22 protein-coding genes are annotated in these 20,161 nt (G+C 70.2%); 12 read left to right on the top strand and 10 right to left on the bottom strand.

The genetic code is table 11. The features are described 5' to 3' along the window. Positions 1 to 93: 93 nt before the first annotated feature. The 5 genes from ACWDS7_RS05365 to ACWDS7_RS05345 all read left to right on the top strand — a co-directional run bounded on the left by ACWDS7_RS05365 (position 94) and on the right by ACWDS7_RS05345 (position 5,140). On the top strand, positions 94 to 597 hold the full coding sequence (locus ACWDS7_RS05365; RefSeq protein ID WP_451928228.1) for a YncE family protein: 504 nt from the start codon (positions 94 to 96) through the stop codon (positions 595 to 597). 389 nt (positions 598 to 986) lie between these two features. Beyond that, positions 987 to 2,375 (top strand): nuclear transport factor 2 family protein, encoded by a 1,389-nt coding sequence (locus tag ACWDS7_RS05360; protein WP_451928231.1) that lies wholly within the window; start codon positions 987 to 989, stop codon positions 2,373 to 2,375. Between the two features lie 525 nt (positions 2,376 to 2,900). After that, complete coding sequence (locus ACWDS7_RS05355) at positions 2,901 to 3,206, top strand: DUF6225 family protein (RefSeq protein WP_451928227.1); 306 nt, start codon at positions 2,901 to 2,903, stop codon at positions 3,204 to 3,206. Positions 3,207 to 3,976: 770 nt separating this feature from the next. Further along, a complete protein-coding gene (locus ACWDS7_RS05350; protein WP_451928226.1) occupies positions 3,977 to 4,627 on the top strand; it encodes a helix-turn-helix domain-containing protein in 651 nt (216 codons plus the stop codon). A 117-nt stretch (positions 4,628 to 4,744) separates the two neighbouring features. Continuing rightward, complete coding sequence (locus ACWDS7_RS05345) at positions 4,745 to 5,140, top strand: VOC family protein (protein ID WP_451928225.1); 396 nt, start codon at positions 4,745 to 4,747, stop codon at positions 5,138 to 5,140. Between the two features lie 614 nt (positions 5,141 to 5,754). On the opposite strand, the gene ACWDS7_RS05340 is transcribed toward ACWDS7_RS05345, so the two are convergent. The 4 genes from ACWDS7_RS05340 to ACWDS7_RS05325 form a co-directional block, all read right to left on the bottom strand. After that, a complete protein-coding gene (locus tag ACWDS7_RS05340; protein ID WP_451928224.1) occupies positions 5,755 to 6,987 on the bottom strand; it encodes an RNA polymerase sigma factor in 1,233 nt (410 codons plus the stop codon). Next, positions 6,984 to 7,307 carry a YciI family protein gene (locus tag ACWDS7_RS05335; protein WP_306871313.1) on the bottom strand — a complete coding sequence of 108 codons (324 nt, stop codon included), beginning with the start codon at positions 7,305 to 7,307 and terminating at the stop codon, positions 6,984 to 6,986. Before ACWDS7_RS05335 ends, ACWDS7_RS05340 begins: the two co-directional genes overlap by 4 nt. Positions 7,308 to 7,360: 53 nt before the next feature. Continuing rightward, the gene (locus ACWDS7_RS05330) at positions 7,361 to 7,969 is read right to left on the bottom strand and encodes a dihydrofolate reductase family protein (protein ID WP_451928223.1); all 609 of its coding nucleotides are present in this window, start codon (positions 7,967 to 7,969) and stop codon (positions 7,361 to 7,363) included. A gap of 357 nt (positions 7,970 to 8,326) precedes the next feature. Then, on the bottom strand, positions 8,327 to 9,286 hold the full coding sequence (locus ACWDS7_RS05325) for an AraC family transcriptional regulator (RefSeq protein WP_451928222.1): 960 nt from the start codon (positions 9,284 to 9,286) through the stop codon (positions 8,327 to 8,329). A gap of 75 nt (positions 9,287 to 9,361) precedes the next feature. Between ACWDS7_RS05325 and ACWDS7_RS05320 the strand changes: the two genes are divergently transcribed. From ACWDS7_RS05320 to ACWDS7_RS05310, 3 genes are read left to right on the top strand one after another with little or no spacing between them, the layout of a single operon-like run. Then, entirely contained in the window at positions 9,362 to 10,324 is a 963-nt protein-coding gene (locus ACWDS7_RS05320; protein WP_451928221.1) for an NADP-dependent oxidoreductase, read from the top strand. Positions 10,325 to 10,338: 14 nt separating this feature from the next. Next, positions 10,339 to 10,743, top strand: a complete 405-nt coding sequence (locus ACWDS7_RS05315; RefSeq protein WP_451928220.1) for a DUF6069 family protein — start codon at positions 10,339 to 10,341, stop codon at positions 10,741 to 10,743. Continuing rightward, complete coding sequence (locus tag ACWDS7_RS05310; RefSeq protein ID WP_451928219.1) at positions 10,740 to 10,967, top strand: hypothetical protein; 228 nt, start codon at positions 10,740 to 10,742, stop codon at positions 10,965 to 10,967. The genes ACWDS7_RS05315 and ACWDS7_RS05310 overlap by 4 nt, the downstream gene beginning before the upstream one ends. 48 nt (positions 10,968 to 11,015) lie before the next feature. Here ACWDS7_RS05310 and ACWDS7_RS05305 read toward each other — a convergent pair whose 3' ends face one another. After that, on the bottom strand, positions 11,016 to 11,285 hold the full coding sequence (locus tag ACWDS7_RS05305; RefSeq protein WP_451928218.1) for a hypothetical protein: 270 nt from the start codon (positions 11,283 to 11,285) through the stop codon (positions 11,016 to 11,018). Between the two features lie 68 nt (positions 11,286 to 11,353). Next, positions 11,354 to 12,352 (bottom strand): zinc-dependent alcohol dehydrogenase family protein, encoded by a 999-nt coding sequence (locus tag ACWDS7_RS05300; RefSeq protein ID WP_451928217.1) that lies wholly within the window; start codon positions 12,350 to 12,352, stop codon positions 11,354 to 11,356. A gap of 92 nt (positions 12,353 to 12,444) precedes the next feature. Here ACWDS7_RS05300 and ACWDS7_RS05295 point away from each other — a divergent pair, with 92 nt between their 5' ends. Then, positions 12,445 to 12,762: an ArsR/SmtB family transcription factor gene (locus tag ACWDS7_RS05295; RefSeq protein ID WP_306871305.1), complete on the top strand. Its 318-nt coding sequence runs from the start codon at positions 12,445 to 12,447 to the stop codon at positions 12,760 to 12,762. A gap of 151 nt (positions 12,763 to 12,913) precedes the next feature. Here the strand turns inward: ACWDS7_RS05295 and ACWDS7_RS05290 are convergent, their stop codons facing one another. Both ACWDS7_RS05290 and ACWDS7_RS05285 read right to left on the bottom strand, forming a co-directional pair. Then, entirely contained in the window at positions 12,914 to 14,122 is a 1,209-nt protein-coding gene (locus ACWDS7_RS05290) for an FAD-dependent monooxygenase (RefSeq protein WP_451928216.1), read from the bottom strand. 242 nt (positions 14,123 to 14,364) lie between these two features. Further along, positions 14,365 to 14,490, bottom strand: coding sequence for a hypothetical protein (locus ACWDS7_RS05285; protein WP_451928215.1), 126 nt, complete (start codon positions 14,488 to 14,490; stop codon positions 14,365 to 14,367). A gap of 99 nt (positions 14,491 to 14,589) precedes the next feature. Between ACWDS7_RS05285 and ACWDS7_RS05280 the strand changes: the two genes are divergently transcribed. Further along, complete coding sequence (locus ACWDS7_RS05280; protein ID WP_451928214.1) at positions 14,590 to 15,234, top strand: TetR/AcrR family transcriptional regulator; 645 nt, start codon at positions 14,590 to 14,592, stop codon at positions 15,232 to 15,234. 349 nt (positions 15,235 to 15,583) lie between these two features. Then, positions 15,584 to 17,155 (top strand): serine/threonine protein kinase, encoded by a 1,572-nt coding sequence (locus ACWDS7_RS05275; RefSeq protein WP_451928213.1) that lies wholly within the window; start codon positions 15,584 to 15,586, stop codon positions 17,153 to 17,155. A 291-nt stretch (positions 17,156 to 17,446) separates the two neighbouring features. On the opposite strand, the gene ACWDS7_RS05270 is transcribed toward ACWDS7_RS05275, so the two are convergent. Then, on the bottom strand, positions 17,447 to 18,172 hold the full coding sequence (locus ACWDS7_RS05270; RefSeq protein WP_451928212.1) for a MarR family transcriptional regulator: 726 nt from the start codon (positions 18,170 to 18,172) through the stop codon (positions 17,447 to 17,449). Positions 18,173 to 18,470: 298 nt separating this feature from the next. After that, complete coding sequence (locus ACWDS7_RS05265) at positions 18,471 to 19,112, bottom strand: TetR/AcrR family transcriptional regulator (RefSeq protein WP_451928211.1); 642 nt, start codon at positions 19,110 to 19,112, stop codon at positions 18,471 to 18,473. Positions 19,113 to 19,218: 106 nt separating this feature from the next. Between ACWDS7_RS05265 and ACWDS7_RS05260 the strand changes: the two genes are divergently transcribed. Then, positions 19,219 to 20,103, top strand: coding sequence for an NmrA family NAD(P)-binding protein (locus tag ACWDS7_RS05260; RefSeq protein WP_451928210.1), 885 nt, complete (start codon positions 19,219 to 19,221; stop codon positions 20,101 to 20,103). Positions 20,104 to 20,161 lie beyond the last annotated feature (58 nt).

The raw sequence follows: 20,161 nt of genomic DNA, 5'->3' as shown, positions 1-20,161 counted from the left end.
GGCGGCGCTGGCCGAACTGCGGGACCGCGAGCAGGTCGTCGTCCGTCCGCCGCGCGAGATGCCTCACGGTCGCTCAGCAGCGACGCCGGCCCGGTGTCATTGATCGACTCCGCCGGCAACAGGGTCGTGGCCACCATCCCGGTCTGGGACGCTGGCGCACTCGCGGTCTCCCCCGACGGCACGTTCGTCTACGTCCCCGACTATTCAACCCACACGTTGTCGGTCATCGACGTCGCCAGCAACACGGTGGCCGGCACGGTCGCCGTCGGTAGCCGTCCGTGCAGCGTCGCGTTCGGCCCGGGGGTTCCCCTCAGGACCGACACGCCCACTGTGGTCAAGGGCGCGCCCCTCAAGGTGCGCTACTCCACCGTGCCGGGCAATGTCAGCAGCAAGAACTGGGTCGGCATCTACCCCGATGACGGCGGCGCGACCATAGGGAAGAAGAATTCCTTCACCTGGGCGTACGCGCCCAACGCCGCCGGCAGCGTCACCTTGGACACCGGCAGCGTGCCCGGACCGGGCCGTTACGCGGCCTGGTACTTGTACAACGACGGCTACACCACCCTGGCCAGCCCGCTCACCTTCACCGTGACCTGAGCCCGCGACCGCGCGGGGCCCCGGTGAGCGGTCACCGGCTCCCTGCGCCGTGTGGGGCGGACCTGTGGCCGACATCCGGCGGCGGACCGGCCGGTACGCGGGAAGGTCCGGCATACCGTACCGGCATGGATGTTTTCCTGGAGTTGCTCGCCCGGAGGCCTCGGCGGTGGTGCACCGGGGCCGTAGCCGTCGCAGACCGAAGACCTCGACCAGGTCGTCTTCGTCAGTCGGCAGGTCCAGGGCCACGACGGCCTCGTGATGCGCGGGGCCGGATCCGGGCCGCACCGCCACGGCGGTGAACAGGCCGGCCCCGGGTTCGACCGACCCCCCGTCGTTCATCCGGCAGCGTACGCGCTTGCCCGCCTCGGGCCGCCGAGCTCGCCACCGCCCTGGCCGCGCTCGGCATGTATGACGGCACCGGCACCGCCGCCGAGCAGGCCGCCGAATCCGCCCGGCTCGGCGGCGACGGCCCCTACCGGATGCGGCTGGCCAACGCCCTGCTCGGCGCCGTCCAGGTCGAGGCGATGCTCACCGAGACCACCGCCACTGACACCGACGAGCTGATGGCCGCCTACCGCCGGCAACTGGCCACCGCGGGCGTGGACGACGTCGAGGCCCTGGCCGGGTTCCTGGTGTGGCGGGACGAATACGCAGGTCAAGCCCGTTCCCGCAGGTCAACCGTGGCGTTGAATGCCTGTGGGGGTGAGGCCGTTGAGCCTGCGACTACCGTCACGATGACAGATTCGCCCATCGGGCCGATCTTCGTAGTTTCAGTTCGGGGCACGGCGCCCCCGAAGGAGGCGGAGATGAAGGTTCTGGTCGTTGCGGCGTTGGCGTTGAGCGTGATGGCGAGCCCGGCGCAGGCAAAGGACGGTTGCGCGGACGCGCGGCAGGAGGTGTCGAGCATCAAGGGATGGGTGTCGCCCAACGCCTGCACGTTCATCGACAAGCAGATCAGGTTCGGAAAGGTGACCACGGAGAACCGGGTGCAGGCCTACGTGGACATGTGGGACGCCAACGCGACGCTCTGGGAGCCGGGCAAGGCCGGCGTGCCGCTGATGCAGGGTCTGGACGCGATCAGGACGTCGATCGCGGGGTCGCTGGCCCTGGTGCCGGACTTCCGCTTCCGCGGCACGCGCGTCGCGGTGAACGGTCCGGCGGTGATGTTCGAGGCGGTCAACGAGGCCACGCTCAAAGGTCACAAGATCACCTATCCGGCGGTGTACCGGGTCCTGCTGACCGATGGCGGCAAGGTGGTCCAGGGCCGCCGGTACTACGACCGCCATCTGTGGTTCTCCCCGCTCGACCCGAGCCTGCCCGATCTGTTCGGCGACGTCGCCGACAGCGGTCTGCCCGAGGAGGGAAGGCGACCGGTCATGGGCCCCGAGGAACTCGCCGCCCGGGCGCAGGCGTGGAACAGCGAGGACGCCGAGGCCCTCACGGCGCACCTCAGCGGCGCTCCACTGTCGGCCCCCGGGCTGGGCGAGCGCGAGCTGAAGACAGGCGAGGGCAAGCGGGCTTACCTGACGGCCTTCTTCGACCAGGTCAGCGACGTGAAGCTGCAGCCAGGCCAGACCGTGCGGGTGCACGGTGCGACGTACGTGGAGTGGTACGGCACGGTCCTGCCGAAGGGGCAGAGCGAGCCGATGAGCTTCGGCATCATCGAGCGCATCGCTGACAAGGGTGGCGTCTCGACGCAGTGGCAGCTGTCCTTCGACCAGCTGCCGCTGATCGCCGACCAGGACAGGATCAACAAGCTGTACGGCCTGCTCAGGTGAGCGCGGCCGGCTCCGCCCGCGAGATGATCCCCAGCTTGGGGGAAAGCCTTGCAGGGGTCGTCGTAGCCTCGGCCGTGAATCCAACGAGGTAGGGCCTGATCTGCGCTTACGGGAAGACGATTCCGTCTGGACCGCCTGACCTGCTGTGAAGACACCGCAGGTCAGAGGCAGCTTCGTTGGATTTTCCGCGATTGCTGCCGGGACCCCCGATGGGGACGCCGTTGCGCGTCATCGGCGGGACGAGGCGGCCGTGCCGGTCGATGCGCACCAGCAGCGGCGCGGAGGTGCGGCCGGCGTCGGCCAGGGCGGCGAGCAGGGCGCGGACCGCACGGGTCGGGCAGCCTCCTCTTCGGGCACATCTGACCGCATCCGCTCCCCGGCGGGACGGGCGACGCTGACAGCAGGCAGCGTGTCGCCATGGCGGCACGCTCGCCCTCCCGCGCTGGTGCGGCATCAGGCAACGTTCGCCCTGCCTGGTCCGGCGAAAAGATAAGGGTCACGTCATCTGCTTCTAATCTCTGCTGTATGGCTGATGACGTGGAGATAGAGCGATACCGTCACGAGACTGTCGAGCTGACGGTGGGGCAGCTCCGCGATGCCCTCAATAGACTGCCCGACGAGACGCCGTTACGTATTGACGTGCCGATATCCCCAAGATGCGAAGAGCTGTCCGACTCGGTCGACCTCAACTCGGTCGAGTCAGGTCCCCACAACTTCGTGCTCTGCGGAGTCGTGCTCAATGACGCCGACTACCTGATGCGGGACGAATTGGTTCTTCAGGCGGATTTCGCGTCTGACTATTACGTGTGTGTTGTCACGCGGGAGTGTTGAGGGTGTCTGCGTCTACCGTGGCCACCGAACACCACGTCACATCACAACGGGACAGAGGTTCTCTGACGCGGCACTAGAGATCAGGGGGATTGCAGAACCGTCCTCCAGCCGGGCGACCCCGGCCCCATGATCAAGGCCTGCCACATCAGCTGCTCCGGCGCCTATGCCACCGACGACCTGCGCCGCCAGCCCGCCCCGTTCGATCCCCTGCTGAAGGAGGTCGACTTCACCGAGGTCGACCTGGCTGCCCGAGTCGCCCGGAGTGTCCAAAGCCGGGGAAGTTCGCTAAGCCCGGTGAGCCGGTTGAGACGCCGGTGACCAGGGCGACCAAGACGCAGGTACCCTTCTGGGCTTTGATGCCGCCGCCCGCGTGGGCGCCGTACACCGCTTCGCCGAGCGTGGTCAGGCCGTGCCCGGTGTAGGCGTGGCCGTGGGCGGGGTGAAGCAGGCGGCGACGCCCGCGATGTCGGCGCCCTCAGCACGTGAGGAGGCGACATCCGCAGGCGAGCACTGTTCGACGATGTCAAGCCATCGATCTTGAGAAGCCGCACCAGGCTGGCGTGTGACCGTAGCCGGGCGGAGACATCGGTCGTATCACCGGGCCACCATACTGTGAAGGGGTGACCATCGTGCCTGCCCATCAGAGGTCCGCGGCTCTAGCGCCGTTCGTGGCGACACTGAGCGCCTACGAGCTTGGCCCGGGCTCAGTCGGCGTTCATCGCGGGCTGCCCTCGTCCACGATATCGATCACGATCCCGGAGGCGGGCTCGATGGAGATCGCGTGGCTCGGGCGGCCCGGCTCGCGGGAACGGTTCCGGGCCGTCGTCGCCGGGCTTCACCTGGACACAGCCGAGCTGAGGCAGGAGGGCGGCACGCGCGGCGTGTGGTTGACACTCAGCCCGCTGGGCGCCGGTGCGCTGCTGGGGATCCCGGCGTCGGCGCTGACCGGGCACGTCGTCGATCTCGCCGACGTGGCCCCAGCGATGGCGCACCTGCCGGAGCAGCTGGCGGCCTGCCGGTCCTGGCCGCAACGCCGAGCCCTCGTCGAGGGCGCCCTGATCGCCGGACGGGCCCGGCACCAGGAGAACACCGGCGGCCAAGGACTGCGGGCCACGCTGGCCGCACTGTCCGGAACCGCCCGGGTGCAGGAGGCGGCTCGGCTTCTCGGGTGCTCCCGGCGTCACCTGAGCGGTACGGTTCGGACGGAGCTGGGAGTGACGCCGAAGGAGTACCAGCGGCTTCTTCGGTTCGAGGCCGCACGTGGCGGACTCGTGGCCGCCGCCCGTGCCGGGACGGTCAGCCTGGCGGCAGTGGCTGCGGCGTCGGGATTCGCGGACCAGGCGCACTTCACCCGGGAATGGCGGGCCATGGCCGGGTGTACGCCGACCGAGTGGCTACGCGCCGAAGGCCTGGCCGCGTAGGGTCCATCAGCCCGCGACAGGCCACCAGACCATGGGGTGCGTCCAGATGACGGTGGACGCATGAGGCGTTCCCAAATCTTCAAGACCCCTGCCTCCGTCCGGCCCGACGATGGGCTCATGACGCCTAATGTTCATCTTTCTCCCCGTCTCATCGTGCCCGACCCGGACCGTGCGTCGGCGTTCTACCAGGTCGCCCTTGGCGCTGAGCAGGTGTTCAGCGCTCCCCGGAACGACGATGGCCGGCCCAGCGTCGTTGATCACCGCGTCGGCGGGTCATCCTTCCGGGTCTCGCCGGCCGTCTCATCGTGGGGGTGGCTGTCACCCGATGATCTCGGCGGATCCGCGGTCCTCCTCGAGGTCGAGGTCGACGATCCGGACGCAGTCGGCGAACGCATGATCGCCCACGGCGCCGAGGTGGTTGTGCCGATCGAGAACCAGCCCTACGGCAAACGCTCGGGCCGCATCCGTGACCCGTTCGGCCACCTGTGGATCATCACGGGCAAGCTACGCTGAGCCGGCGACAGCCTCGAGGCCGAGGTGATCAAGGTGGTGACACGGGCGCACAAGACATTGATCTGGGAACGGACCCGCCAGGCTCAGCGGTTGCGGCACGCACTGCGCGACTACTTCCCCGCAGCGCTTCAGGCGTTCGAGGACCTGGCCGTGGCCGACACGTTGGAGTTGCTGACCAAGACCCATGATCCGCGTCGGCGGCCAAGCCGGCCATCGGCCAGATCAGCGCCGCGCTCAAACGCGCCCGCCGCCGGGGTGTTGCCGACAAGGCCGCCGCGGTCCAGGCCGCGCTGCGCACAGAGCATCTGGGTCGGCCGGCGGCCGTGACCGCTGTCTACGCCGCCACCATCGGCTCAGCGGTGGCGGTCCTCACCGTGCCGGGCGAGCAGATCAAGGCCCTGCAAGGGCAGGTGGAGGACCATTTCGGCCGACACCCGGCCGCTGGGATCGTCTTGTCGCAGCCTGGGCTGGGACCGGTTCCGGGCGCCCGGGTGCCGGCAGAGTTCGGCGACGCCGAAGGCCGCGAGAAGGGTTGGCGTCTGAACATGTCAAATAGTGCAGCGTTCCGTGTCGCCTTTCACCGCTGTATCAAGTGCGCTCTTCAAATACGGGCGCTACTGCAGTTGGTCGCGGCGGCGGGTGAGGTAGGCGGTCTCGCCGGTGTTGCCGGCCAGCTCGATGGCCCGGTCGTAGGCCGCGCGTGACTGCTGACTTCGGCCCAGCCGGCGCAGCAGGTCGGCGCGGGTGGCGTGGTAGGCGTGATAGCCGGCCAACGCCTCGGCGAGGCGGTCAACGATGGCCAGTGCCACCTCCGGCCCGTCGAGCTCGGCCGCGACGATGGCCCGGTTGAGGGCGATGATCGGCGAGGGGTCGAGGCGGACGAGCTGGTCGTAGAGGGTGAGGACCTGCGACCAGTCGGTGTCGCGGATGTCGCGGGCGGAGGTGTGCACCGCGTTGATCGCCGCGAGAATCTGATATCGACCTGGAGCCACCCCGGCAGCGGCAGCGGCCAGGCGCTCGCGCACCAGCCGATGACCTTCGGCGATCAGTTCCGCGTCCCAGGCGCCGCGGTCCTGCTCGGCCAGGGGGACCAGTTCGCCGCCGGCCGAGACCCGGGCGGGGCGGCGGGCCTCGATGAGCAGCATCAGCGCCAGCAGCCCGGCCACTTCTCCGTCCTGCGGCAGGAGCGCGCGGATCAGGCGGGTGAGCCGGATCGCCTCGGTGGTCAGGTCGTGTCGTACGGGATCGGTGTCGGGGCCGCTGGCCAGGTAGCCCTCGTTGAAGACGAGGAACAGGACGGCCAGGACGCCGGAGACACGAGCCGGCAGATCGTCGGCGGACGGCATCCGACAGGGGATGCGAGCCGCCTTGATCTTGGCCTTCGCACGGGTGATGCGCCGCTCCATGGTGGCCCCCTGCACCAGGAAGGCACGGGCGATCTCGGGCACGGTCAGACCGCCGACCATACGCAGCGTCAACGCCACGCGGGCTTCCATCGCCAGCGCCGGGTGACAGCAGGTGAAGATCAGCCGGAGCCGGTCGTCATCGATGGCGCCAACAGGCTCGGGCGGGTCGTCGTACGTCATCTGAGCCTCCCTGTGCTTGTCGTCGCGCTTGTTCTCACGCCGGATCCGGTCGATGGCCTTGCGGTTGGCGGTGGTGGTCAGCCAGGCGCCGGGATTGGGCGGTACGCCGTCGGCCGGCCACCGCTCCACGGCGGTCGCGAACGCCTCGGCAGCCGCCTCCTCAGCGATGTCGAGGTCACCGAAACGCCTGGTCAGGGCGGCCACCACCCGCGCCCACTCGTCGTGGTGGGCCCGGATGATCGTCTCCTCGACGTCGCTCACAGGAACGGCCGCACCTCGACCTTCCGATCGCAGACCTTCGACGCCTCGGCGGCGAGCTTGAGCGCCACATCCAGATCGGGGGCCTCCCACACCCAGACGCCGGCGAGGTACTCCTTCGACTCCACGAAAGGCCCGTCGCTGAACACCGCCTGCTCGCCCCGGTTGTCGATGACCGTGGCCGCGTCGGTGTCCGCGAGTCCGCCCGAGAAAACCCAGTAGCCCTCGGCGATCAGTCGTTCGTTGAACGCGCTGATGGCAGGCCGCCTGTCCGTGCTGCCGGGATTGCTCTTGTCATCGATCACGGAAACCAGGTACTGCATCTGAAGATCATCTCCTGTGGTGTCAAGACAGCATGGTTCGGTGGTCAGGGGCTTCAGACCGTTGCATACCGCGGACGCCCGGCCGGCCGGTGGACCTGGATCGTCACGCCCTTCGAGTCGACCCGCGACTCGACCAGGTCGAGCGCGAGATCCGGACCGGTCTCCGGGAGCAGTCTCGCGCCCTGGCCGAGGATCACCGGGATCACGATCAGAATCATCTCGTCGACCAGGTCGTTCTCCAGCAACCACCGGGTCAGGATGCCACTGCCGTGCACCTGCAGCTCACCCCCGGGCTTGGCCTTCAGCTCACTGATGGCCGCCGCGAGGTCACCGCGGAGAACGGTCGTGTCCTCCCAACGCGGCGCGGTGAGCGTGGTCGAGGCAACGTACTTGGGGGCCTCGTTCAAGGCCACGCCGATGGGATGTGCACGCATCTGGTCGATTGATCCCCAGGAGCCGGCGAACAGCTCATAGGTGCGTCGGCCGAACAGGAACGCCTCGGCGCGCTGGTAGGTCTGCGTGATGAACGTCCTGGTCTCGTCGTCACCCTTCCCCCGGGCCCATCCGCCGCGCTCGAATCCGTTCCTGCGGTCATCCGACGCGGCGCCGTTTCCCTGCATCACTCCATCGATGGTGACCTGAGTCATGGTCGTCAGCTTCATGATCGCGGTTCCTTTGCCTGTGCGCCGCCCCCTTGCGGGCGGCCTCACCCCTGCTACGAACACCACCGCCCCGATCCGACACCGCCTCCCGGATTTCTTTGCAGAATTTTCCGGGACGCCGGTCGTCAGCGATCCGACAGCACGACAGTGTCGCGGCGACCGCGCTCCACCTCCTCAAGCGCGCCCAGTGCGGACAAGCTCGCGGACCAGGTCGATCGCGAAGATCCTGACCAGTGGTGGCGGGCGTCGAACGGCCCGGGCGCGTGGGCAACCTCGTCGGTGGCGTAGCCGCCGAAGCGCTGGATGCGGGCGTCAGACCGAGCACTGCGTCGGCTTCGACGGCAGCCAGGCACGCCGCTACGCCTGGCTCGCCCCACTGCTGGCCACCTCTGCCGGATGGGGCGCCGCGGCCCGGCGGTAACGGCCGGGCGCCTGGCCGTATTCCCTCTTGAAAGCATTGGCGAAGGCGAACTCAGAGGTGTAGCCCACCCGCGCGCCGACCTCGCCGAGCGGGGCGTCCGACTCGCGCAGCAGCCGGGCCGCGGTGTTCAGCCGCCACCACGTCAGGTAGGCCAGCGGCGGCCGGCCGACCAGCGCGGAGAACCGGTGGGCGAAGGCCGCCCTGGAGAGCCTGGCGTGGTCGGCGAGGCTCTGAACCGTCCACGGCCTGCCCGGCCCGTCATGGATGGCCTGCAGGGCGGCACTCACGGCGGGATCGCTGAGTGCCGCCGACCACCCCCTGCCCGACTCGGCGGGGCCGGTGAACCAGGCGCGCAGCAGGTAGACGAGCATCGTGTCGAGCAGGGCGAGCACCACCGTGTCCGCGCCGACGCCCGGATGGTCCACCTCGGCGGCCAGCAGATCGATGGCGGCCCGCAGCCGGGGGTGGTGACCCAGCCGCGCGGGCAGATGGATCAACTCCGGCAGGTCACGCAGGAGCGGGTGGGCCCGGCCGGGGTCCAGCCGGTAGCCGCCGCACAACGTCACCGTCTTCTGGCCGCTGTTGCCGATGAAGTCCTGCACGAACAGGCCGGCGTCCACGGTGGGATCGCAACGGGGTTCGCTGAGCGCGCGCGTGGGGGAATCGGCCAGGCCGTAGCTGTGGCCGTGCGGGAAGAACACCACGTCACCGACGTTGAGCGCCACCGGCTCGCCCTGCCCGGAGATCAGCCAGCAGGTGCCCTGCAAGATGATCTGGAACCCGGCGCTGCCTTTGACCTCGGGGAAACGCTGCCCCCAGGGGGCGTGCCAGGAGACCGTCGCCGAGCTCGGACGGCCGGAGCGGACGCTGGCGAGCACGTCACTGAGGATGTCCATCCCCAAGACTATGACGTATGAAAGCGATATTTCAAAGTATTCACCGTCTTGCGATGGTCTTCTAGCTTTGTCCGCATGATGAAAGCAGCACTCTTCCACGAGTACGGCGGGACCGAGGTCATCCAGGTCGGGCGGGTCCCCGTGCCGGTCGCCGGGCCTGGCGAAGTGCTCGTCCAGGTAGCCGCCACCTCGTTCAACCCCTCCGACACCGCCCTGCGCGCCGGGGTGCTGCGCGAGGTGCTTCCACTGACCTTCCCGCACATCCCCGGATGGGACGTTTCGGGCATCGTCGTGGCGGTCGGTGACGGGGTGACCCGGTGGAGCGCCGGGGACCGGGTCATGGGGCGGGTCGACTCGGGCGGGGCGGCGGCCGAGTTCGCCGCCGTGCCCGCTTCGCTGTTGGTCGAAGCACCGGCCTCGGCGATTCGCGTCGGATCGGGGGGTCGCGCCTCGGCGGTCCGCGACGCCTCGGGACCCGAACCCGCCGATGAGACCCTGGCCCTGGCCGCGGTCATCCCGGTCGCCGGACTCACCGCCTGGCAGACCGTGTACGAGCACACGAACGTGAGCGCCGGGCAGCGCGTCCTCATCAACGGCGCGGGCGGCGGCGTCGGCGGCTTCGCCGTACAACTCGCCAAACTGGCCGGAGCCACCGTGATCGCCACCGCCTCGCCCCGCAGCACCGCCACCGTGGCCGAACTGGGCGCCGACGAGGTGATCGACTACACCAACTCACCCTTGCCCTCCGGCATGGACGTCGTGATCAACCTCGCCCCGGTCAGCCCGGAGACGGCCGCCGGCCTGGCCACCCTGCTACGGCCGGGCGGCACCGCCGTGTCCATCGCCACCCCCGTCCCCGGCCACCCGACCTTCACCGCCCGCAACACCCCCGCTCAGATCGCCGAACTCGGCGCGCTCGTCGCGAAAGGCGAGCTGCGGCTCGACGTGACCGAAGCCGTCGCGCTGGAGGAACTGGCCCAGGTGCACCGGCGCAGCGAAGCAGGCCAGACCCGCGGCAAGATCATCGTCCTTCCCTGACTCCGGAGTTCTCCATGTCCACCACCATCACCCGCCCGACCGTCACCTCCATCAAGCACCGGACCGTCGCCGTCGCCACAGCCGTCCTCGCCGCCGCCCTCACCTGGCTCCTGGGCCGCGCTCTCGGCGCCGACTTCGTCGTCGACCAACCGCCGGTCGTCGTGGTCGGCCTCTCCTCGGTCCTGGGGTTCTCACTCGGAGCGTCGCTGCTCGGCTGGGCGGGCCTGGCCGTACTGGAACGCTTCCTGCCCAGACGCGCCCGGCCTGTCTGGACGGCGCTGGCCGTCGCCGTCCTCGCCCTGTCGTTCCTCCCGCTCCTGGGCGTCGGAGCCGCCCCGCTGACCAGACTGTTCCTGGCCCTCACCCACCTGGCCGTCGGCGGAGTGCTCATCGCGCGGCTCAACACCCGCCGCGTGTGAGTGTGGCAGGGTCGCTCACCAGCTCGGCCTGGAGTCTCGACGCCGCCGTTGCCGGATACGGCCTGCTCATGGCGTCCATGACTGCCGCGGCACCGGCTTGGGGGCTGCCCGGCCGGTGGATGGCCTCGACCGTCGCCACCCTGGTCATCGCCGGGGTGCAGGTCGCCGGATTCATCTGGGCCGGCGCCCGCCACAGCCCGATCACGCAGCCCGCACGGACATGACGTCGCGCCGCTCCGGTTCACCGCTCTTCTGGCCGGTTGCCCCGCCGGTCAGTTGGGCCGGCTGAGCGGGACGCCATCCAACTCCAGGTGGCGACTCATGTCCAGCTCAAAGCGCCCATACAGGTTCAGATGGCTCCAGAACAGCGCGGTCAGCCCGGCCGGCTCCTCCTGCTTGTCCAGCGGCGGCACACTGATCCACGGCTCGCCCTTCTTCCGGGTGATCTTCACCCCGCCGGCGGTGCCTTTGCGCATCACCGTCTCCAGCCGGTCCAGGGCGGCGGTGTGGCGGTGTTGCAGGTCGGCGATGAAGCGCCGCATCCCGCGGCTTGGCCAGGGCCTCGTGGTGCACGTCTCGTATCACGAGGGGATCGTGACCCGCGCCGGCGTCAGCGGGCCACGGTGACCACGATCTTGCCGAACTGGGTGTTGGATTCCATGTGCCGGTGTGCCTGCACGATCTCCTCCAGCGGGAACAGGCGGTCCACCACCGGCCGGAAGGCTCCGGTACGCAGGCCCGAGACGACGAACGCCTCGGCCCGGCGGAGCCGCCGCGGGTCCCTCGTGGTCTCCAGCACCGTGTAGGTGCGCATGTTGAGGGCGGGCATGCCCAGGTCGAATCCCGGATACGGCGTCGGCTGCCCGCTCAGCGCCCCGTACAGGAAGTGCGTGCCGCCCGGGGCCACCGCCCGCGCCAGGGCGGTCACGCCGGGCCCGGCGACGGCGTCGAAGACGTACTCGACGCCCCTGCCGCAGGTCAGGGCCAGCAGCCTGGCCGGCACGTCCTCCTCCTCGGAGATGATCACCTCGGCCGCCCCCTCCTTGAGCAGCCGTTCCTTCTTGTCGCCGGTGCGGGTGAGGGCGACAGGCGTGGCCCCCACCCGGTTCGCCGTCTGGATCGCGGCCAGGCCGACGCTGCTGGAGGCGGCGTTCAGCGCCACCACATCACCCGCCTGCATTCCGCCCACTTCCACCAGCGCGCCGTACGCGGTGAGGTAGGGCATCCACACCGCGGCACCCGACACCGCGTCCATGCCGTCGGGCCGGTGCAGGAGCGCGGTCGCGGGGACGATCGCCTGCTCGGCGTAGACGCCGTAGTCGTTCTGGGAGAACCCCGGCACGCTGCTGACCGCCTGCCCCTCCTCGAACCCGATCACGTCCGGGCCGACCGCCTCGATCACACCGGCGGCCTCAGCGCCGAGCCTGGCGGGCAGCTGCTTGACAGGCTCGATGTACTGGCCGCGCCGGAAGAGCGCCTCGGCCCTGTTGATCCCGATCGCATCCACCCGGATCCGCACCTCGCCCGGCCCCGGCTCGCCCGGCTCCAGGTCCTCCAGCCGCATCACCTCGGGCCCGCCGACCTCATGGAAGCGTACAGTCCTCGCCATGCCACCCATCCTTCGCTCGCTGTGAACGCGGTCCACTGTAGCCATAAGTATGATTGCCATCAAACTTTGATGAGTGTTGTACTATCGGGCCCATGGGACGTACGCCGTCGCACCTAGAGGTGTCGCAGTTCGACCTCCAGCGGGTGCTGGAGGCCCTCGTCGATCCGGTCCGCCGGAGCATCGTCACGCAGCTCGACGCCTCCGGCGAGGACCTCAAGTGCGGTGCTTTCGACATGCCGGTCAGCAAGTCCACCGCCACCCACCACTTCAAGGTCCTGCGCGAGGCGGGCCTGATCCGGCAGTACTACGTCGGGACCTCGCGGATGAACGCCCTCCGCCGCGCCGAGATGGACGAGGCGTTCCCCGGCCTGCTCGACGCCCTCACCACGCGCCAGGCCAAGGGGAGCTGACCCCTGGTCCCAGCACCCCACGCCGAGTCACCGCCAGGGGCTCACGCACGCGACGACAGACCGCCGTCACGCACACGAGCCTCGGACGAGCACGGCCGCCCCGCGGATCACCCCGCGCCCCGGGCCCCTCTCGGCGTCGACCGCCGCGCGATCATCTCGTTCTGGTGATCCGGCGTTCAGGGCCCGTGCGGCCCTTTGAGCCCGGCCGGCCGCGCAGCGACTGGAGCCCCATGACCATTCGGTAGATCCGGTAGTACAGCCGCGGCGGGACGTGCGGCAGCAGCGAGGAGTATCGCTGGTCGTGCAGCACGAACATCTGCGGCGACGGAAGGTTGATGTAGCGCTGGAGGTTCTCGTACCACTGGGCGCTGTGGCGGGCCGATTTCTGGGCGGCCAGGACATCGGATCTGCGTTCCCGCTCGTAGCGGGCGAGGGCGGACTGGAGTTGCGTCTCCTCGTGCAGCGCGGTGACCAGGAAGGCGGCGTCCCCCAGCGCGAGAGCGGTGCCCGCGCCGATGGAGTAGTGCGTGGTGTGCGCGGCGTCCCCGAGCAGGACGAGGTTGCCGCGGTGCCACGTCCGGTTGGTCAGGGTGCGGAAGTTCAGCCAGTACGCGCCGCCGCCGGCGTCCGCCCGGCCGATCAGCGGGTGCCCGTCCAGTATGTCGGCGAAGATCTTCTCCAGGAGGGCCAGGCTGTCGGCCTCGTTCGCCTCGTGGAACCCGAGCCCCCTCCAGGTCTCGGGAGAGCACTCGACGACACAGGTGCTGTGCTCCTTGCTGAACCCGTAGCAGTAACACCAGATCCAGCCGTGCGCGGTCTCCACGAAGGAGAAGGTGAAGGAGTCGAAGACCTTGGTGGTGCCGAGCCAGGCGTAGGTGTTCCGCCCGACCACCACCTCGGTGCCGAAGTGGTCGGCGTGGCGCTCGCGCAGCACGCTGTTGGCGCCGTCGCCGGCGACGACGAGGTCGGCGTCGGCCAGCTCGCCCTCGTCGGTGATCTCGCGCTCGAACTCGATGCGCACTCCGAGGGAGCGGGCCCGTTCGGCGAGGATGCCGAGCATCTCACGGCGGCTGATGCCGAAGCCCTCGTCCCCGTGCTCGACCGTCATCGTCGTGCGGTCCTGGACGTGCACCACCCAGCCGTCCCAGCGGACCGAGCTCTCGCCGATGGCACGCGCGGACTCGGGGTCGGTGCCGTGGAGGCTGTTGCGCACGTCGTCCCAGTAGGTCACGCCCCAGCCGTACGTCGAGCCGGCCGGGTTGCGCTCGTAGACGGTGATGTCATGGGACGGGTCCACCAGCTTCATCAGGATCGAGAAGTACAGGCTGGCGGGTCCGCCGCCGACGCAGGCGACCTTCACACGAGCTCCCTTAGTAACGCAAGGTAATCAATATGGAGCATAGAGTAACAGGAGTGATGTACGGTGAGGCGACCCCATCCTGTTGAGCCACCGGTCATGAGATGGCCAATTCTCCGAACGCCCCCGTCCCCGGAGGCCGGAACGGGCTCCGTCCGAGCGCCCTGGCCTCCGACCACGGCCCGGCCCGCGTTGTCGACGAGCACGTCGAGCTGACCGAAGCGGTCGGGGGCGTCCCGCACGAGCTACGCGGACGCAGAGACGTCCCGGGCGTCGGACTGCGCGATCAGGCAGCCGTCGGGGTACCCGGCCTCCAGATCGGCCATGCTCTCGGGCCGGCGCACCGCCGCCACCACGTGGTCGCCCGCCACGAGCGCCGCCGGCGTGGCGATGTCGGCGCGTGGCCTTCGGCCGCGCCCCGGACGGACAGGAGCACTGGGGGAGGTGTCCGGCTGCTTTAAGGTGAGTGAATGTCGAGGTCGCACCGGTTGCCCCGCGGGCGGAACGCGTTGCCGCCTGAAGAGGTGGCGCGGCTGCAACGTGGGCGTCTGTGCCGGGCGATGGCCGAGGTCATGGCGGAGAAGGGGTATGTCGCCACCTCCATCGAGGACGTCCTCAAACGTGCCAAGGTGTCGCGCCTGAGCTTCTACCGGCTGTTCGACTCCAAACTCGACTGCTTCATGGCCGCCTTCGACCATGCGTGCGGACTGCTCCTCGAACGGGTCATGGGTGCGATCGGGACGTCCGGCACGGGCGGCGACCCGATGGAGAGCTACGAGCGGGCCATCACCGTCTACCTCGAAGCGCTTGAGGCCGAGTGGCCCTACACCCGCATCTACCTGGTCGAGATCTACGCCGCGGGCCCGGAAGCCGTCGCCCGCCGGCGCGAACTCCACGCGTTCATGGCCTCCGTCCACGCCGAGGCCCTGGGGGTCACCGACGATCAGGGACTGCTGACCTGTCGCATGCTCGTCGCCGCCACCAGCGCCCTCGTCACGGTCCCGGTCGCGGAGAACGACCGTGCAGGTCTGCGCGCCGTGGGCCCCCAGTTGATCGCCCATGTCCGTTCCCTCTGGAACTGCGGCTCCTTCGGCGCGGGCACGGGCCCCGCCTGACCCGAGGGGCCGGGACCGCCTTACCGGTGGGTCCGTGGCTCCGGCCCGCTCCCTCGACGAACTCGACCCGTCGACGGCCTGTCTCCAACCCCAGAAAGACGATACTGTCTGTCTGCTCTTTGATCATGACCCTGTGAGAGACGAGATATGGCCGGCCGCACCGCCGTTGTCCGCCGACCCCCGGGTGTCTCGGTCCCCACCGGCCCGTCGGGCGGCTCGGACCGACGGCCGGGGCGCCGTCTGCCGGTGGCCGTGGAGACGCCGTCACCGCTGAGCGGGCGGTCACGCGTAACCGCTGCCCAGTGGGTGACCGCGGACAAGATCTCGCCTATTCGACGCTGGAGGACACGTGCCCGAGTGGATGGCTCTGCTGCCCTCGGATCTGGAAGCGGTGGGGCCGTACCGCCTTGAGGGCCGGCTCGGCACCGGCGGTCAGGGCACGGTTTATGTCGGTAGCGCGGTTCCGGGGCAGCGGGTGGCGATAAAGCTGCTCCACCCGCACCTGGTCGTCGACAAGAGTGCCCGGGCCCGCTTCCTGAGCGAGGTCGAAATCGCCAAGCGGGTGGCCCTGTTCTGCACGGCGAAGGTGCTCGACAGCGGTTCCGTGAACGGACAACCCTACATAGTCAGCGAATTCGTGGAGGGGCCGTCGCTGCAGGAGTCGGTGCGCGGCACGGGCCCGCGCAGCGGGGCGGCGCTGGAACGGCTGGCGCTCAACACCGCGACGGCGCTGGCCGCGATCCACCAGGCGGACGTGGTCCACCGGGATTTCAAGCCGGGCAACGTCCTGCTCGGCCTGGACGGCCCGGTGGTGATCGACTTCGGGATCGCCCGGGCACTGGACCTCAGCCGGTCGATCGTCACCAGCCAGGTCGTGGGCAGCCCCGGTTACATGGCGCCCGAGCAGATCGCGGGTGGTGAGGTCGGGCCCGCGGCCGACCTGTTCGCCTGGGGGGCGACCATGGTGTTCGCCGCCACCGGGGAGAGGGCCTTCAAGGGCGAGTCGATCCCCGCGGTCATGCGGTCGATCCTCTATGACGAGCCGGACCTGACCTGGCTGGACGGGCGGCTCTGCGCCATCGTCCGCGCCTGCCTGGCCAAGGACCCGGCCCGGCGGCCCACCGCCGCGGAGGTCGTGGACGGCTTGCGCGGCCTGCCCGGTCCGGCCTGGCTGACCGGAAACCCTCCGGCCGGCCAGGCCGCCGGAGCGCGTCAGGGCGACGGGCAGGACCGGGCGCCGGCCGGCAGCGTCAAGCGCCGCCGCTCCGTCCTGGCCGGTGCCACGGTCCTGGCCCTGCTCGCGGCCCTGGGCATCGCCTACTCCGTCATCCCCTCCGATCCGGGAGGCGAGAACTCCGACGCCTCACGGGCGCCGCGCTCCAGCCCGCCCTCCGGCGCCACCCCGGTCTCACCCAGCCCGGCCGACACCGTGGCGGGCCGGACCGGATCGCCGTCCCCCCGGCCCCGGACGGTTCCGACAGCCGGCACGCGGAACCCGCGACGCCCGGACGGCACGCGGTCTCCGGCATCCGAGAAGCCGCCCTCACGGTCCGACGGGAAGGACAAGTCCCCTTCACGATCAGACGTGAGTGAGAAGCCACGCTCAGATCCGGAGGAGAAACCCTCCTCGCGACCGGCCGTGGAGGAAAAGCCCTCTCCACGACCGGGGGTGAGTGAGAAGCCGTCATCGGACGCGGGGGAGCAGCCCACTGCGGGCCCGAAGGTGCTCGGGACTGTGTCCGGAAGCGACTTGAACGGCTACTGCCAGGACCAGGGATACGCCGCCGCCGGCGGCGGCCCGGGCTACTACTGGTGCTACGGCCCCGGCGGGAAGCAGGTCGACATGACGGCCGTATGCCGGTGGGCCTACCCCGGCTACCCGGATGCCCGGGCGGACGGGAGCACCTGCAAGTCGTCCTGAACGCCAGGCGCGGAGCCGCTCCGGTGAGGCGTTCGACGGGTCCGTCGGCGAGCACGAGCCGCAGGTGGTGCCTTCCGCCGGGCCCCGGCCGTCCATGGGAGTGGCTGCGATCTTCGCCCGGTCGAACAGGCGCTGGGACAGTTCGACCGCGGTCAGCTCCAGGGGCCCGGTGTCGAGGAACGCCTCGTGCTCACCCATGGACGCGTCACCACCGGCCCGGCCGATCGCCCCGCCGACCCGGCTGATCGAGCTGCCGGACGGCGGCCGGGACCACGGCCGGGAGGAGGACGCCTAACCGTCTGTCGTGCGCCTCGCGGAATAGGCCTGCCGCCATTGCTCGGCCGCCTGGAGCATGGTGTGACCGACATGTTCGAAGAACTGGCCGATGTCCTGCAGCCGGGTGCCGGCGGGGGTGGCGGCGCCGAGGACCTGGGCTCCCTCCCGGGCGAAATCCGCCAGCAAGGTGTTCTGCCTGGCGCTGGCCATCCAGCCCCGGAACCAGGCGTCGGCGTCGATGACGTACCGGTCGCGCCGCCGATGCGGGTCGCGTTCGCGCCGGATCAGCTCCTGCTGTTCGAGTTCGCCGATGGCCTTGGAGATGGACGCGGGGCTGACCTGGAGGCGCTGGACGAGCTCGGCGGCGGTCAGGCTGCCGCTGTCAGTGGTGTAGAGGCAGGTGAGCACCCGGGCGGTCATGCGCGGCAGCCCCGTGCCGATCATCATCGCGGTGAAGCGCTCCTCCAGGTCGCGGACCGCCTCGGGGTCACGCCCGTGCGCGTCGGTGAGGGCCGGTGGTCCCGGGACCGGGGCCGGCTTGCGCCGGCGGGCGCGCCCCTCGGTCGCCCGATGCGCCTGGTCGGCCCGGTAGCCGCCGGGACCGCCGTTACGGGTCACCTCCCGGGTGACGGTGGAGATCGGTCGTCCCAGGCGGCCGGCGATCTCGGTGTAGGTGAGCCTTTCGGCCAGACCCTCGGCGATCTGCCGGCGCTCCTGGTGGGTCAGCCTGCCTCCGGGCATCGGTGCTGCCTCCTGCTGCTCTGGTCCGCTCGACGCATCCGCGGGATGGATGGACCAGTATCGCGTCCACGGGCATCTCATTGCAAGAAACTGAGACCGGGCCCCGCATTCGACTTCACATCAATTGCAAAACGCGGCGGCCTTCGCCTGCAAAAATGCATATGAAGTCGTCAGCCGTGTTGGCGTTTCCGTAAAGGCAAGTTAGCTTTTGCTCGAACGTAAACAACCACTGCCGCGATTGAGACGACGCTCTCCCCGGCCCCGCGCCCGAGCGGGCGCGCCCCCGCAGATCCGGTGCTCATGCGGTTGTGGCGGCAGTACGGCGCCCGCCCGTCCCGGACGTCCGCCCCTCCGGGGCGGGTGACGCGTCCTTGGCGGCGCCGGGGTCGCGGGCGAGGCCGTCCAGGGTGAGAGTGACGAGGCGCTCGGAGTCGGCCGCGGACAGGTGCTCGTGCAGGGAGGCGGCGGCGGTCACCAGAGCGGTGATGTCGGCACCTGTCGCGTCGGGGCGGAGGGCGCCCGCCTCGCGTGCGCGGGCGACGAGCCGTTCCCCGGTGTCGGCCATGCGCAGGCAGGCGGTGTGCAACTCCGAGGCCTCGTCGTCCAGGCCGTCGGCGAGCATGGCGGCCAGGCCGCTGTAGCCGGCGGCGTGCGCGGTGGCCGCGCGGACCCAGGTGGAGAGCGCGTCCGGCGCGGGGTGGGCCAGAAGGTGGTCGCCCAGCTCGAACAGGGCCTGGTGACGCTCCCGGAGCAGCGCGCCGACCAGGGCCCGGCGGGTGGGGAAGTGGCCGTAGAGGGTGCCGATGGCCACGCCGGCGCGGCGGGCGATGCTCTCCAGGCTGGACTGAACGCCTCTCTCCCGGAAGGCCGCGTCGGCCTCGTCCAGGAGTCGCGTGTAGTTGCGGCGGGCGTCGGCGCGGGGCCGGCGGCTGTCGGTCATGTGAGGTCCCAGTAATTCGAGGCACCCTCAAGATAGTGTTCTCGAGGCAACCTCAGTTTATCGTCGGCTGCCTTTCCGTCGTCGGCCGCCTTTCGGAGGACACATCATGATTCTGGTCACCGGAGCCACCGGCTCCATCGGCACGCCTCTCGTACGCGCCCTCCTCAGCCGGGGGGCGCCGGTCAAGGCCATGGTCCGCGACCAGGAGAAGGGGCGGGCCCTGGGCTGTGCGACCGTTGTGGGCGACTTCGACGACCCGGCCTCGCTCGTGCCCGCCATGGAAGGTGTCGACCGGCTCTTCCTCAACGCGGGCGGAGCCCAGCCGGCGGACGGCGCGCAGCCGATGATCCGCCAGCAGAAGGCCGCCATCGACGCGGCACGCGCCGCCGGGGTGTCGAGGGTGGTGAAGGTGTCGGTCTGGCACGCCCACCGTGGCGGCAGGCTGGCCGAGGGCGCGCACTGGGAGATCGAGGAGCACCTCAAGGCGTCCGGGCTGGCCTGGACGATGCTGCAGCCCAGCGGGTTCATGCAGAACTTCCTCACCGGCGCCGGCGCCTTCACCGTCGGAGGCAGGCTCGTGGACGCCTACGGGGGCGCCCCGGTGTCGTATGTCGACTGCGACGACATCGCCGCCTGCGCCGCCGCCCTGCTGACCGGACCGCACGGCCTGGGCGAGACGTACGTGCTGACGGGCCCGCAGGCGCTGACCTACGCCGAGATCGCGCGCGAGATCTCGGCCGTGCTGGGCCGCACCGTGGGCCAGGTCCAGCTGCCCCCTGACGAGCTCGCCGCGGCGTTGCGGGAGAAGGGGGTGCCGGCGCGGTTCGCCGACGACGTGGCCGAGCTCTCCCGGCAGGTGGCGACCGGCTCCCTGGCGGCCACGACGACGGCGGTGCGGGACCTCACGGGCCGCTCGCCCCGTACGTTCGGGGAGTTCCTGGCCGCCAACGCGGAGGCGTTGCGCTCGAGCCTCCTCTCCACGGTGAGCTGATCCCGTCAGGGACACGCCCGCGGCGCCGCCCTCATCGACCTCCTGCTCGGCGCCGGCG

The organism is Streptosporangium sp. NPDC003464 (genome assembly GCF_053588315.1).
Note: the sequence above shows the minus strand (reverse complement) of the source record. Positions and strands in the feature narration are given on the sequence as shown.

What these genes read in the sequence shown, in the direction of transcription:
- ACWDS7_RS05350 (WP_451928226.1), top strand. Translation starts at nt 3,977, where the DNA reads ATGGAGATCGCGTGGCTCGGGCGGCCCGGCTCGCGGGAACGGTTCCGG.
- ACWDS7_RS05270 (WP_451928212.1), bottom strand. Translation starts at nt 18,172, where the DNA reads ATGCCCGGAGGCAGGCTGACCCACCAGGAGCGCCGGCAGATCGCCGAG.
- ACWDS7_RS05300 (WP_451928217.1), bottom strand. Translation starts at nt 12,352, where the DNA reads ATGGCGAGGACTGTACGCTTCCATGAGGTCGGCGGGCCCGAGGTGATG.
- ACWDS7_RS05330 (WP_451928223.1), bottom strand. Translation starts at nt 7,969, where the DNA reads ATGAAGCTGACGACCATGACTCAGGTCACCATCGATGGAGTGATGCAG.
- ACWDS7_RS05305 (WP_451928218.1), bottom strand. Translation starts at nt 11,285, where the DNA reads ATGCGGCGCTTCATCGCCGACCTGCAACACCGCCACACCGCCGCCCTG.
- ACWDS7_RS05295 (WP_306871305.1), top strand. Translation starts at nt 12,445, where the DNA reads ATGGGACGTACGCCGTCGCACCTAGAGGTGTCGCAGTTCGACCTCCAG.
- ACWDS7_RS05345 (WP_451928225.1), top strand. Translation starts at nt 4,745, where the DNA reads ATGACGCCTAATGTTCATCTTTCTCCCCGTCTCATCGTGCCCGACCCG.
- ACWDS7_RS05280 (WP_451928214.1), top strand. Translation starts at nt 14,590, where the DNA reads ATGTCGAGGTCGCACCGGTTGCCCCGCGGGCGGAACGCGTTGCCGCCT.
- ACWDS7_RS05355 (WP_451928227.1), top strand. Translation starts at nt 2,901, where the DNA reads ATGGCTGATGACGTGGAGATAGAGCGATACCGTCACGAGACTGTCGAG.
- ACWDS7_RS05265 (WP_451928211.1), bottom strand. Translation starts at nt 19,112, where the DNA reads ATGACCGACAGCCGCCGGCCCCGCGCCGACGCCCGCCGCAACTACACG.
- ACWDS7_RS05325 (WP_451928222.1), bottom strand. Translation starts at nt 9,286, where the DNA reads ATGGACATCCTCAGTGACGTGCTCGCCAGCGTCCGCTCCGGCCGTCCG.
- ACWDS7_RS05315 (WP_451928220.1), top strand. Translation starts at nt 10,339, where the DNA reads ATGTCCACCACCATCACCCGCCCGACCGTCACCTCCATCAAGCACCGG.
- ACWDS7_RS05320 (WP_451928221.1), top strand. Translation starts at nt 9,362, where the DNA reads ATGATGAAAGCAGCACTCTTCCACGAGTACGGCGGGACCGAGGTCATC.
- ACWDS7_RS05260 (WP_451928210.1), top strand. Translation starts at nt 19,219, where the DNA reads ATGATTCTGGTCACCGGAGCCACCGGCTCCATCGGCACGCCTCTCGTA.
- ACWDS7_RS05335 (WP_306871313.1), bottom strand. Translation starts at nt 7,307, where the DNA reads ATGCAGTACCTGGTTTCCGTGATCGATGACAAGAGCAATCCCGGCAGC.